The sequence below is a fragment of the Xanthomonas sp. NCPPB 2933 genome (assembly GCF_056725225.1).
Genome location: NZ_CM161518.1, coordinates 69,802 through 82,126, shown reverse-complemented (window position 1 = coordinate 82,126; position 12,325 = coordinate 69,802). Strand labels below are relative to the sequence as shown.

The window sequence follows — 12,325 nt, the reverse complement described above, 5'->3', positions numbered from 1 at the left end:
TGTATGTCGCCATGTCTGGATACCACCTTCAGCCGGCGCCGGCTGCTGGCCGCTGCTGCCGGCGCCTCGCTGCTGTCCACCGCGTTGCCGGTGCTCGCCGATCTCGCCGATAAAGCGCCGCCGCCGGATGTGGGCCGCAAATTCCTGCGCTCGAAACGGCCAATGCCGTTTGCCGGCAATACGTTTGTGGGCCATCTCGAACAGCAGGGCGATGGCTACGACAGTTTCGACCGGGTGCTGGAGATCTACCGCGAATTGCCCGAGCAGCGCTTTGCCAACAAGCTGGCCGTGTTGCCGCCGAGCAGCTATCACGTGACCTTGCTGGGCGGGGTCAATGAAACCGACCGCGCGCACGGGCCATGGCCGAGCGATCTGGCGCGCGATGTGGCGTTAGCCGACATCAACGCCAGCTTCCTGTCGCAGTTGCAGCAGCGCGATGCTGCACCGCTCGGCGCGTGCCGGTTTTTGGTCGACCCCACGGCGGCCAGGACCGGTAGCCACGACAATCTGCTGATTCCGTTGCTGCCTGCCGACGCGGCCACCGCGCAGCGCTTGGAGACGGCGCGTCAGGCATTGATGACGTTGACCAACTTGCAGCGCCCGGATTACACCAATTTCCGCTTCCACATCTCGTTGGCTTACCTGTGCGAGACGCTCGATGCGGCCGAGCAGGTGGCCTATCGCCTTGCGGTGGGCGATTGGTTGAAGCGGCTTGCGGCGGCAGGCCCGATCACGGTGCCGCGTTTCCACTTTTGTACCTTCAAGGACATGGACGCGTTTCGTGAGGTGCGTGAGGTTTGAAGTTGGGCGTATGTGGCGAATACAGAAGCCCCTCTCCCTCCGGGGCGAGAAGGCACGGCTTGCGTGCCACTGGCGCGCGTGCCTTGGAGCGCCCGCGCTGCAAGCGCGGGCCGGGGCGCGGAGCAGGGGTTGGGGTGAGGGTACGCAATCTCGCCAACTCACAATTGCCGGCGTATTTGCCCTATCGAAAGACCGAATATTTCGTTTAAGCAGGCGTTTGCAGCACGTTGAATTTTGTGTGTGATGGCGACACCTGTGTGCGTGGTTGATGCCTGTTGCTCAGTATCGGCGAGCAGACAGGCACCAGCGTATCCAGCTTACCCGCGCACGATGGCGACACGATGCGACTAACCGGAGACCCGTGTCACCAGGCCACGGTCCAACGCCTCGCGCAGCACCTTCAGCGCTTCGCGCGTGGCGAGCTTGGAGGCACCGGCCTGCTTGGTCGCCAACGCGGCCTGCCTGTCGGCCAATGCACGTTGCTCCCTGGCCAATGCCTGCAGCGCCTCGGGCATGGCATCCTGTTGCGAGGATGCGGATGCAGCGGCAGATTGCGTGCGTGTCGAGGCCTGGAGCGCACGCGGCTCGGTCTGCGCAGACAGTTGTGCGGCCAGTGCGGCTTGGCGCTCGCTCAGCGCATGCTGACGTGCCGCCAAGATGGCCTGGGCGTCGGCCAGTTGCTGGCTGCGGACATGCGCCGCGCTCAGCCGATGCATCAGCGTCGGATTACGCACCAGGTATTGCACGCCATCGGCGCGGAACCACAACACGCGCTGGCCATTGCCGGCATAGGCGCGTGCGGTCTGCAGATCGCTGCGCGAGCCATGCATCACCTGATGGTCGCCGTGCACCAACACATAGGCATCGCCTTCGTCCTGGGTGATTGCGGTGGCTTTGCCGCACGGTGCGTTTGCTCTGGCTCGCGGTGCGACCGGGGTTGGTGCTGCATTGGATGCACTGGGTGCGACCGGTGCGACGGGTGCCAAAGGCGCTGTTGGCGCACTGGCTGTTGGCGCGATAGGAGAAGCCGCAGGTGCCGGCAGCGCCGGCATGGCAGGCGCTGCCGGCACAACAGCCAACGCAAGTGGATGCGATGCAGATGCAGTTGCGATCAGCGAAGGACCAGCGAGTGCGGCGGTAGCCAGCAGCAACGCGGTGCGTAGGCACAGCAGTGGGGAAGCGGTCTGGATCATGAGAGATCTCCACGAAAGTCACAGCTCGGTAGGTACCGCCTGCGCAGGACACGCAGACGGGGTGGGACACAGCAATCACGCGGCCACGGCGTTGCCGACGCTGCGCAGCGTCGTTACGCAGGAAGTGCCGGGCTGTGGCGGGCCCGTGTCGATGCAGGTGCTGCCTGGCGCGATGCGATCGCACGATGCCGGCAGGTGCTTGGTGTCATTAACGCTGCCACGGGTCTGCCGGCCGTGCACGGCCAGGAGCGGATCGGTGACTGCACGCCACACGTTGCCGAGGCGTGGCCGCTAGAAACGGTGCTGACGCGACGTGCGGTCTGCAGCGAGCCCGCTGCGGTTGGCTCTCTCTGTTCGGTAGCTGCAACGGCCGGCAAGACGGTGCGAGCGAGCGTCAACTGGTGTAGATGGCGCGCTAAGAAGAGGGTTCGCCCAGAACCGGGGCCTGCGCGTGGTCCATGCCGGCTCCGGGCACCGACCGCGCCCGCCTGACGGTGCGCGCAGTCGTGTCGTTCATGGCTCCTAGTTGTTCTGCGCCTGTTCTGCGTCTGCTTGCGCTTGGTCGGCGTCTGCCTGCGCTTGCGCTGCCTCCCGTTGCGCCTGCGCCGCTTCCTGTTGCCCGCGCGCGGCCTCGATGCGGGCCTGACGTGCGGCCTGCTTGTCCATCTCGGCCTGATGCCGGGTCAGCTCGGCCGCTTGCCGCACCGCCGCGGCATAGGCGTATTGCGCCTGGCGATGCTGCTGCGCCACCTCGCGAATCTGTTGCTCGGCTTCGCGCGCCTGCTGTTGCGCGTCCTGTTTGGCCTGCGCCAGTTCCGGGCCCAATGACGCCAGCTGTTCGCGTGCTTCCTGCAGCGCGTCCTGCGCGTCCTGCATCTGTTCCTGGCGACGTTCAAGCTCGCGGTTGTCGGCACCCAGCACATCCTGCATGGCGCTTTGCGCATCACGCAGCGCCGTGGCGGCGGCCTCGCGGCTGACGCGGTCCAGCTCCACATCCCAGCGGCTTTGCGTTGCATCCCCATCTGCACCAGGCAGTGGCTCGGCGCCCAGCACATCGGCGATGACACCGTGCGACGCCGGGGCAGCCGGTGCCGCGGGCAGTGCGCTCATCGGCGCTGCGGCATCCACCAACGACACACCGCCGGGCGTACCGGGCGTGCGTTGCGCTGCCGGGGCGGTCACCACGATGGGCCGCATGCTGGTGGACGTTGCCGGCACCGGCATTGCGACCAGGCGCAGCGGCAGCACGCCGGCGACGGCCACCGTCGCCAGGATCACCGCCGCGGCCAGCCGCGGAAAGGCGCTGGTGTCCTGCAACATCACCAGCCTGCGCTTCAAGCTGAGGAACGACGGCGAGGCACTTGCCACGCCACCGAGCGGACGTGGCGATACCCCGAACTGCAGCAGCAGGCGTCCATAGTCATGACGGCAATGGCGATGCCCGGCGACCACGGCCGCATCGCAGGCCGCTTCGCGGGCGATGGCGTATTCACGGGCGGCCAGGTGCACCAGCGGATGGAAGAAGAACAGATGCTGGGCCAGCGACGGCAGCAGCCCCCACCACAGGTCGCGGCGGCGCAGGTGGATCAACTCGTGGGTCAGCGCCATGTCCAGGTCGTCGTCGGCCATCTGCGCCAGGCGCTTGGCCGGGAGCAGCAACACCGGCCGCCACGGGCCGATCAACTGCGGCGAATCGATCTGCGAGGACAGCCGCAACGCGGGTGGGTGCGACAAGCCGTGCGCCTCGGCCGCCATCTGCAGTGCCTGCACCAACGCCTTGTCGGTGCACGGCTGGGCCGCACGTACCAACGCACGGCTGCGCCAATAGGCGCGCAGCGTGCCGGCCGCGATCACCAGCACGCCGGCAGCCCACACCGCAAACAACCACGTGGCCCACGACGACCAGACCGTGACATCCATGGCGTGCGCCGTCGCGCTGGCAGCGGTGGCTGTCGATGCGGCGGCCGTGGCCGTGGCCATCGGCACCAACGTGTCGGCGCTGCCAAGCGCAGATGCAAACGTGTGCGCCGGCAATACCGGCAACTGCAGCGGCGCGCTCCACAGCAGGCCAACCACGGCCTGCACGCCTACCAACCACCACAGCCAGGTTTGCGTGGTGGCCGGCAAGCGCTTCACCCCGCGACACAGCGCCCACACCGCAAGTGTCAGCACCGCGGTCTGCACACTGGTGGCGCCGAGTTTCCATAACAGCGATTCGATCAGGGGCGACATGGCTCAATCCTCCTTGCGCTGCGATTGCAGCTTGGCGACCAGGGCTTCGAGTTCGGCCAGCTCGGTATCGCTGACTTCGGCGCGCTGCGACATCCACGCCACGAACGGCGACACCGAGCCCTGCAAGGTCTTTTCCACGAACTGCCCCACAGCCGAGCGCACCACATCGTCCTGGCCGGTGGTGGCGCTGTAGCGGTACATGCCGTCCACCTGCTTGCGGCGCAAAAAGCCCTTCGCGCGCAGCCGCTCCATCATGGTCAGCACGGTGGAGCGCGCCAGCCCGCGCGGCTCACCGAACGCGGCCGCCACTTCGCCGACACTGGCGTGCCGTTGTTCTTCGATGTGTTGCAGCAGGGCCAGTTCCTGGTCCCCGATGGTCTTGCCGCGCATGCCGCTCTCCATGACTACAGTTGTCGCTACCGTAAGCCTGGCGACAGGTGTAGTCAATAGGTCGGATGGCAGGGGGGAAGCGTGCATTTCCGATGGGCGCGCGCACCATAGCTTGGTCGCCTTTGGACAAACTTATGGTCTGCAGGCACCCGCCGAACTGTGGTGTTCGACCCGCGCCCAACGTCTCCTTCTGCCCCTATCCCCGGGGTTCGAGAAACAACTCTGCTCGCTTTGCATTGTCGCGCCGTGGGACACATCCCGCAGTCTCAGCCCGAGTGGGTTTCATACCGCAACTTAATGCAATTATTGGATTGAACAGGGCCAGGCCTCGCGAGATGTTTTGCGCAGTGCTGTGTTTCCTCATAAGAGGACTTTGAATAGGCTTTTAGGGCTACCGGGCCCGACTAACAAGTCGGCGTATAACAAGACCAAGCAATCGGGTCGAAACCTTGCTCAATCGAGGCATATGGATGTCCGCTAGGCTCGAAAGCGGCTTTTCCCCAAATACGCGCGGCTGGTGAGCTGAATCACCATTGACGGGTTCGATGGTTAGTTCGTTCGCGCGCGGGTGCAGATCAGCAATGCCCCTCGGATTTCGTGGCTTCTGCAGTCGCTTCGTCGGCCAATGCATCGAGTGCGGTAAAGACTCCTGGCAGATCATCGCGATATGAGGCTATGTAGTTGCTCATCACTACGCGCCGATCTTGGACTTGCAGGACTTTCTGGCGAATAAGATTACGGTGCTTGCCCCAGTACAGCCCCATTTCCTTTGCATCAAAACCTCCGAGAATTCCTGTCTTGGTCGTAATGTAACTATCCTCATCGTTGTCCGAAAAAAAGGCATTGGTCAAATGCGAGAGGCAGTGATCAAGGAAATGAAAAACGTTGTCCTCTTCGAAGGCCGGGTTAAAACAGAAATCAAATGCATACATGTTCATCAGCCGTGCTATGCCACCGCAGTCGGCCGCTCCTGATTCGTCGTAGTACCCGCAACCAACGCCCGAACCATTCGGAGGAAATGAATTGCTTAGCTGATAAATCACGAAGGAATTAACAATGTAACGTGCCGAGGAAGTTAGCTGGCCGAGCGAAGGGGCGCTCGGTTCGGACTCTCTTCGACCTGAAATCTGCGAGACAATACGGGGCGACGCATCACCTAGGAGAGCTTCATCCTGCATGTCCTTGACTTCAGAGTAGAAATTCCGCTGCGAGTCGATGTAGCTGCGTTTGAAGAGCGCGAAGACCTCCTGAGACAGCTTTCTCATCCCCACTAGGGCGAGGTTTCTGACGTAACCCGTTGTTAGTGCGTTTGAATCCTGATGAAGGATGAGGGCAGAATGCAAGTTGCGCAGTTGTGCCTGACGATCTGCAGAGCACTGGAGCCTAAACAACATCAGATCGTTCCAGCCGAGAACCCCACGGTCGTCGTTGGCGATGCATTGAAGTAGGCCCTTCCCCTCGTAGATGCCCTCACCGAAGATCCGCCATGCGATCTCGACGATGTTTTCCGCAGAGTTGGGGCGCCGCCGACCAGACGTCCTTTCCCAACCAGCGCGGTCCAGGAGTCGCAGCAGGGAGTAGATCGACCTCGGCCGCAACCCTCGGTCCCCATTCTCGATCGACGAATAGTGAGGGAGATAATCTACTAGGGTGTTGATGGCATCATCCGCAGCGGAGTGGGTGAAGTTATGAGATTGATTGACAAGCACTCTCCAGAACTGATCATGCGCGCGCTCTCCCAACTCAAGCTTGAATTCAGCTGACGTCAGAATTGAAGAAATAGAGGCCCCTTTTTGAACTTTGTTCACGGCATCCTGATACAGAACAAAGGTTTCCCGAGGTTCAGGCGTAGCGAATCGCACAATGAGCTTGAGGTAGTTCTCTAGATTTCGAGATGAGTCTCGGTTGAAGCATGCCCGTGACGCCAGGACATTCTCATCCAAGCTGCTGAAATCGCCGAGTTGCAAAACTTCCATGTCAAAAATCTGTCTGAGTAAGAACCCCGCGGTTCCGCGGTCCTCACCCACGAGCTTTGAGAACTCGGCAGTGTTTTTGTATTTGCGATCGTCGTATTCGCGGCGAGCCGAGAAAATCCCGCTGCGACCCTCCGTTTCTTCGGCATAGATGCGCCTGAACCACCCTGGGTAGTTTAAATGCAGAAGGATAAGATTGACTAGGTCGCGCTTATTGAAATCCGTCCGGCCTAGATCACTTCTCTCAAGTTGCATAAGTATCATTGCATTGACGAACCGCTTTACTTTACGCAGATCGCCAACGAGGGGCAGGTACCTCGCTGCCAGGTCGCCGTCAAGAATATCGGCTAGCTCGTTTAGCACGGCACCAAGCTTCAGCATTGTATCGGATGGAATTGAGCCAAGCCGATTTTCTTCGCGCTGCCAATCTCGACGGAGGAAATCTCGAATTCTTGAGCTATCGACGAACAAGCTCAGCTTGACGGTCACAAACTTTTCCAGAAACTCGCGTGCTCTAGTGTCGTCCTCTTTGCTCCCGGCAAGTATCTCGGTGTCATAACAGAGAACGTAGGTTGCTTGGGAAAGCTTGAATGTTCGTCGAGTGGCGAACAGAATGCTGTTCGTGGTCTTTACGTCCAAGCGATCCAAGTCATCTATGACGACGATTACGCGACGGTCGATTCGCTTGAGTACTTCGTCGATATCGTCAAGCAGTTCCTCGACGGTCTCCTGACCTGGTTCCAAGGAGAGCTTGAATCCAAGGAACGAAACATCGGCCTTTCCTTTGATCAGGCGAGAATACCGAGACGCTGCCGGCCTGAATTCTGGGGCGAAGACCTGTCGTTGGATCGCGTTGGACAGGTCCCGAATCATGCGGTCCGCTAGGTCGGACTCCGATGCATACCGAAGAGGTTCGAATCGGCAAACTATGACCCTGTCTTTGGCAAGGGCCCAGTAGCGTTCAGCCATGTTGATAAAACTTGTTTTGCCTACACCCCAGGGGCCATCAACACCAAAGACAAGCCCCGGATACGCACTGCTTTCTAGGACAGTTTCCGCAAACGCCTTGGCTTGCGTTTTACTTGCGAGCAAATCGTCTCGCTCGTTTTCTATTTCCTCGTCCGCTATGAAGTAAAGCTGTGGAACAGCCTTCTTTGATCTCGGAAGATATAGCTGGACCAATGGCGACAACAAGATGGCGCAGAGCAGAAAAAAAATCATTGGCATCCACTGCGGATCTGCGGTCTTTAACGCGATGTGAGCATTCGCGAGCCAAGGTGACGCCAGTCCATTTGCCCAGATGCCTATACCAGTGGCAGCCAATAGGTCGACACGCATGCTACGGGCCATTCGTCCTGCGGTAGCAAATGCACCACGCTTTGCTGCATAGATCGAACACAGAGCCGCACCTGCGATCATCACGCCGGCCCTTGCCCAGATGGGTACCCCGGACGAGGCTGGGACGAAGCTTATGCCGAGGTAGAAGGCGATTCGTCCGATCTCCGCGACCAAGAATCCGGTGGCAAGCGACCGCACGAAGATCAGCAACTCGGCCATCTTCATTACAGGTTTCGTGGCCGTCATCGAGCTCTCCTTCGGAACGTTAGCCATCAATTGCGGCCTTTGCGTCGAGCCGACACCTTCGGCTTCGCCTTATACAGCTTATTGAGCTCCTTAGCCGATGCAGCAGTGCCAGCGAGGATGGCTTCGACCGTAAGGTACAGCCACAGAGCCTGAGTAACGTCATCCTTACGGAATCTCGCGCTGCCCAAGGCATGAGCCGCATTTCGCTTCTTGTTGAATGTTGTCGAACAAGGTTTTCGCTGGAAACCGGAGAGAATGTTTGAGACCGACGCCCTTCTGCTTTGCTAAGACGGCAAACTTCCCACCGAGCTTCAGATATAACACTTTTTCTCTCGTTTTTTTGGGGGATTTTGTCAAGAAATCTCTTGCAGACACCTGATACCATTTTTTTGACTAACGTGAAAGTCTGAAGAGCGCTGTAAGGGAATCGCCGTGCATCTTGATTTAGAGTGCCTCGACTAGAGCGTGTTATGAACTTTGGAAGAGCGTGGCTTCATTTCCAAGCATCAGAATCGTGAAGACGACAAAGTGCAAACCGGCCAAGGTTTCCGGCAATCCCTCATAGTCGCGTGCCAGCCGTCTGAACGATTGGCCCATCCGAAGCTGCGCTCGACAACCCAACGGCGCGGCAGCAAGACAAAGCCTTTTTCGCTTCTTGCAGCTTGATCACATGCACCTTAATGCCTTCTTCCTTTGCCGCCCGCGCCGGTTCTTGACCGGTATAGCCCTGATCAACAAACGCAATCTTGACCGTTTCACCGGTCATGTGTTGCACCTCTTGAGCAAACGAAAGGACGGTGTTGCCCTTGACGTCGGTGATGGTGACCTTCTTGCCATTGAGCTTTGCGGTGAGCGGCTCACCCTGCACGGTGGTCAGCGTGGCGCTGCCGCCGCCTGCGCGCGCTCCTGCTCATTGGCTGGCGTCAACTGGACGGCGAGCAGATGCCCCAGCGTATCGACAACCATATGCACCTTGCTGCCTTTCTTGCGTTTAGAGCCATCATATCCAGCACGCGGCCCGCTTTCACAGGTGGAGTGCAGCATCCGGCCATCGAAAGTAACCGCGCTCGGTTGCGCTTTCTTACCTTGTGCTACGCAAGATCGAACGCAGATCACTGGCTATGGCCTCAAAGCAGCCAGCCTACAGCCAACGTTACGTTTGCTGATACACCGCCTCCCAAGGCGGGAAATCGCTGGGAAGCAATCGCCATGGTACGCCGGCGCGTTCGATCTAGCGCAGTGCGTTGAACATCGCGCGTAGCGCGTACTTGCGCTGCGGTGCTTGCGTATTCATCAGTGTCAGATATGGCGCGGCAAAGGTCCATTCTTCACGAGGGCAAAGTTCATAACACGCTCTGGGGAGAAACCATCGCGATGACCGCTTGTGGCCGAAAGCAGATGCATTGATGCATGTGTGGTTGCCGCATAAAACGCTGCTCTATCTCGCACTATTTGCGCGTGCTGATTCCATGAAGCGAGCGTGTGCTTCGCTGTATCGAATCCACGCAGCACATTCGATGGCAAGGCGACAGCACATCTGCGTCGCCCCTTGATGCCTACACACGTGCCTTCCAGCAATGCTCTATTGCACTAGCGCCGGAACCAGATCGAAAGTCTGCTCCGTCGCCGCATCAACCGCCGCACGCGTGTACAGCAGCGGAAAATAGCGGCCCTGCAACCACATCGGTGCGAGGTCGCGGTAGTGCGGGCTGGCCGGGTCGCCGGATTGGCCGGGGTAGTTCATGGCGCGCGAGTTGTTCCAGTTGCCCAGGTCGATGATCAGCCGTGCAGACGGGCCGATGGTCTGGCGGAAAGTGGTGGGGTCGTAGCTGGATTGATTGGGCGTGTACGGGCTGCCGCCCTTGGCGGATGGGCCCACGTCCAGCAGCGCATGATCGGTGCCGAGCGCTGCGCTCATCGCGTGCGTGACCTTGTTGGTATGCAGCTTGCCCCACTGCCATTGCCCAGGATCTGGCCCATGCAGGTCGACCAGCGATTGATAGGCGCTGCGTAGCGACTCCAGCAGCAGTTGATCGCGGCGTGCGGCCGGTGCGGGGCCGAACGCGGGGCCGGGGTGTTCCAGTGCCTCCATCAACACCGCCGCATCCGGCATGCCGAAGGTGGCCGCCTCGGAGGGGCGCAGCACCAGCGCCTTGTAGGCATCACCGAGATAGCGGCTGAACCACACTTCTTCCAACGCGGCGGCAGCGGAGGTGGCGCTCACCGTGCCATCCCAGGGTTTGAGCAACGCGAGCGCCGCCGTGGTGGCGGCATCTTGCGCGTGCAGCGGCTTGATCAGCGCGACCAGCCGCTGCGCCAACAACGACACCTGATCGTTCTGCAGTTTTTCCGAATCCTGCACGCTCACCGTTGGCAGCTGCGACAGCACCTGGGTGATGCGCGCATGCCGCGCGTCGTTGGCCCATTCGAAACCGATCTTGCGCTGCGCATACGGGTAGCCGGCAGGCAGGTTCATTTCGTTGGAGGTGGTGATGAAACCTGCTGCGGGATTCTTCGATGACGGCAGGACATCGGCGTTCCAGAAACCGTTCCACTCGTCGCGGCCGTCGCCAGGCACCGGCAGCAAGCCGTCGGACTGCACGCGGCGCGGCGTCGTGCCGGCAGTGGCCCAACCGATGTTGCCCTTGACGTCTGCGTAGACCTGATTCACCGACGGCGCGCCCCAATGTGCGAGTGCGTCCTTGAATTGTTCGAACGAGTCCGCCCTGAGATAACGCAAGGACCCCAGGTAGGGCGCCGTGCCCGGTTGGCTCCACACCGAACGGATCGCATAGGCGATGTGCTTGTCTGCATCGATGTAGATCACCGGCCCGTGGCGGGTGAATTGCAGCTGCTCGGTGACCGCCGCGGTATCGCGCACCGCGATGGAGGCGTGTTCGGTGTGCAGCGGCTCCCACTTGCCGTTGTACCAATACGACGCGTTGTCGGCCGGATTCAGACGGTAGACGTACAGGTCCTCCTGATCGATGTTGAAGATGGTCAGCCCGAACGCACTGCGCTGGTTGTGGCCGATCGCGATACCGGGTGCAGTCGGCTCGCCGGCACCGATGACGTCCAGCCCCGGGCTGTTGAGATGCACGAAATAGCGCAGGCTGGGAACGCTGTACGCACGATGCGGGTCGTCGGCCAGCACCGCGTGGCCGGTGGCCGATTTTTGCGGTGCGATGACCCAGTTGTTGCTGCCTTCGGCAAAGGCGTCCTCGCCTGGACGCTGCGGCGTTGTCTGCGCGTCGGCCACGTGCGTGTCGGCGCTGAGCCTGGGGCTTTGCGTGGCCAGTTCGTAGACCTTCAAGACGTCATCCGGAAGGCAAGGATCCAGCCCCTCGGGCACGCGGGTGGTCCAGGCCGGTTGCAACTTCTGGCGCACTGCATCGACGGCAAGCGAGGCCTTGCACGCAACCTTTGCACGCGCCACTTCGCTTTTGACGTTACGGCTCAAGCCGGTGGTGCGGATGCGCAGCACATCGTCCGGCGCCCATTTTTCCGGGCGATACGCGAACGTGCGGAATTCATACGGCAGCGCGTGCGGATGGGCGCCCAACCAATCGATGTAGGCATTGATGCCGGCAACGAAGCGCGTCACATCGCGCTGCGCGTCGGGCCCGTAACTGTTCCACTCCTCGGCCATGCTGCCGCGATACAGAAACAGCCGCGCGGCGCGATCCTGCTGCACATAGGCAGGCCCGAACGCCGCCGACAAGTGACCAAGCCCTTTGCGACGCAGCAGATCCAGCTGAAACAGGCGGTCGCGTGCGACGTTGAAGCCCTGCACGAAAAACGCATCGTTGTCCGTTTTGGCATAGATGTGCGCCACACCCCAGCGATCCACGCGGATCTGCGCGGGCTGTTCCAACCCCGCAACTGACAGCGTGGCGTGCGTCGGTTGGGCCGCCGCTGCGCTGTCGAGCATCAGCTGGCACACCAACAGGCAGCACAGCACTGTTGTGCTTATCGAGATCGTGCTTATCGAGATCCTGCGTGTCGACATCATGCGTGGCACACCTTGCGGGTGAAAAGGGCGGTGTTCAGCGACATGTTCGTTATCCCATCGGCAGCCGCGCAGGCTGCGGCATTGTGGCGTGTTGCGTGCGGTTGCCGCAGAACCACCGGCGCGAAAAACGAATCGCAGCC

At 60.8% G+C, this 12,325-nt stretch carries 6 protein-coding genes and 1 pseudogene; 1 reads left to right on the top strand and 6 read right to left on the bottom strand.

Translation table 11 applies throughout. The annotated features are described in order from the left end of the window. The first annotated feature begins 3 nt into the window (after nucleotides 1-3). Nucleotides 4-801 (top strand): DUF1868 domain-containing protein, encoded by a 798-nt coding sequence (locus AC1PLU_RS00280; RefSeq protein WP_481107344.1) that lies wholly within the window; start codon nucleotides 4-6, stop codon nucleotides 799-801. Nucleotides 802-1,148: 347 nt separating this feature from the next. Here the strand turns inward: AC1PLU_RS00280 and AC1PLU_RS00275 are convergent, their stop codons facing one another. The 6 genes and pseudogenes from AC1PLU_RS00275 to AC1PLU_RS00250 all read right to left on the bottom strand — a co-directional run bounded on the left by AC1PLU_RS00275 (nucleotide 1,149) and on the right by AC1PLU_RS00250 (nucleotide 12,104). Continuing rightward, nucleotides 1,149-1,787, bottom strand: coding sequence for a hypothetical protein (locus AC1PLU_RS00275; protein WP_481108578.1), 639 nt, complete (start codon nucleotides 1,785-1,787; stop codon nucleotides 1,149-1,151). 729 nt (nucleotides 1,788-2,516) lie between these two features. Further along, the gene (locus tag AC1PLU_RS00270; protein ID WP_481107343.1) at nucleotides 2,517-4,226 is read right to left on the bottom strand and encodes a M56 family metallopeptidase; all 1,710 of its coding nucleotides are present in this window, start codon (nucleotides 4,224-4,226) and stop codon (nucleotides 2,517-2,519) included. Between the two features lie 3 nt (nucleotides 4,227-4,229). Beyond that, nucleotides 4,230-4,628, bottom strand: a complete 399-nt coding sequence (locus AC1PLU_RS00265) for a BlaI/MecI/CopY family transcriptional regulator (protein ID WP_181110700.1) — start codon at nucleotides 4,626-4,628, stop codon at nucleotides 4,230-4,232. 563 nt (nucleotides 4,629-5,191) lie between these two features. Next, the gene (locus tag AC1PLU_RS00260) at nucleotides 5,192-8,173 is read right to left on the bottom strand and encodes a KAP family NTPase (protein ID WP_481107342.1); all 2,982 of its coding nucleotides are present in this window, start codon (nucleotides 8,171-8,173) and stop codon (nucleotides 5,192-5,194) included. A gap of 468 nt (nucleotides 8,174-8,641) precedes the next feature. Next, nucleotides 8,642-9,503, bottom strand: a pseudogene (locus AC1PLU_RS00255) (IS5 family transposase); the annotation flags it as partial. 252 nt (nucleotides 9,504-9,755) lie between these two features. Further along, entirely contained in the window at nucleotides 9,756-12,104 is a 2,349-nt protein-coding gene (locus AC1PLU_RS00250; protein ID WP_481107341.1) for a penicillin acylase family protein, read from the bottom strand. Nucleotides 12,105-12,325 lie beyond the last annotated feature (221 nt).

Excerpts from the sequence above, each read along its gene's own strand:
- AC1PLU_RS00250 (WP_481107341.1), bottom strand. The coding sequence starts at position 12,104 with ATGCTCGACAGCGCAGCGGCGGCCCAACCGACGCACGCCACGCTGTCA.
- AC1PLU_RS00280 (WP_481107344.1), top strand. The coding sequence starts at position 4 with ATGTCGCCATGTCTGGATACCACCTTCAGCCGGCGCCGGCTGCTGGCC.
- AC1PLU_RS00270 (WP_481107343.1), bottom strand. The coding sequence starts at position 4,226 with ATGTCGCCCCTGATCGAATCGCTGTTATGGAAACTCGGCGCCACCAGT.
- AC1PLU_RS00260 (WP_481107342.1), bottom strand. The coding sequence starts at position 8,173 with ATGACGGCCACGAAACCTGTAATGAAGATGGCCGAGTTGCTGATCTTC.
- AC1PLU_RS00265 (WP_181110700.1), bottom strand. The coding sequence starts at position 4,628 with ATGGAGAGCGGCATGCGCGGCAAGACCATCGGGGACCAGGAACTGGCC.